Raw genomic sequence first — 933 nt, 5'->3', positions numbered from 1 at the left:
GTACACGTCCAGCGCCACGCCCAGCGCGCCGCTGCGGCCGGGGTCCAGCGCATCGCACAGGTCCAGCGCCTGCTCGATCGTGTTGACGCAGGCGCGGTCGGCCGCATACATCGGGTGCAGCGGCTCGATCGCGAGCGGCATGCCGGCGCGGCGCGAATGCTCCAGCGTGGCGGCGATGCCGTCGTGCACCTCGGCACGCGCCGCGCCGATGTCCTTGTGCGCGGCCCGGCCCGACAGCGCGCCCGGCAGCCCGCCCACCACCAGCACCAGGCAGCGGGCGTGCAGCGCCACCGCCTCGTCGACCGCACGCCGGTTGTCGTCCAGCGCGCGCTGCCGCCCCTCGGCATCGGCCGCCGGGAACATGCCGCCGCGGCAGTAGCCCGACAGCTCGATGCCGGTGTCGCGCACCAGCCCTGCGATCTTGTCGAGACCGGCCGCGGCCACCTGGTCGCGCCACGGCGAGATCGCGCGGATGCCCCGCGTCGCGCACTCCAGCACGATGCGGTCGAGCGGCCATTGCGCCCGCACGGTGGCGGTGTTGATCGAGAGCCAGCGGTGGTCGGCGCTGAAGTCCCTCATGTCAGGCGTCCACGCCGTGCAGGCCCAGCAGATGCCGCATGCGCCGCGCCGCCAGCTCCGGCTGCTCGATCAGCCCCGCCTCATCGGCCAGCCGCAGCAGTTCCGCGAGGTGCGGCAGCGAGCGGGTGCTCTGCTGCCCGCCGACCATCACGAAGTGATCCTGGTGGCCGTTGATCCAGGCCATGAAGACGACCCCGGTCTTGTAGAAGCGCGTCGGCGCCTTGAAGATGTGGCGCGACAGCGGCACCGTCGGCGCGAGGATCGCGTGGAAGCGGCTGCGGTCGTGCGCCGCCAGCGCCGCCAGCGCCGCGCTCGCGGCCGGCGCGATCGCGTCGAAGATGCCCAGCAGTGCAT

Annotated in this window: 2 protein-coding genes; both read right to left on the bottom strand. The window is 73.5% G+C overall.

Features of this window, described 5'->3' with window-relative positions:
* A partial coding sequence (locus AC1D12_RS34220; RefSeq protein ID WP_477845511.1) for a sugar phosphate isomerase/epimerase family protein occupies nt 1-579 on the bottom strand: 579 nt, incomplete at its 3' end.
* A gap of 1 nt (nt 580) precedes the next feature.
* Nucleotides 581-933, bottom strand: a 353-nt coding sequence (locus tag AC1D12_RS34215) for a DUF993 family protein (protein ID WP_477845510.1), incomplete at its 5' end; no start/stop codon positions are given.

The sequence above is a fragment of the Rhizobacter sp. P1_G5 genome (assembly GCF_056405435.1).
This window is presented reverse-complemented; position numbering and strand designations above follow the sequence as displayed.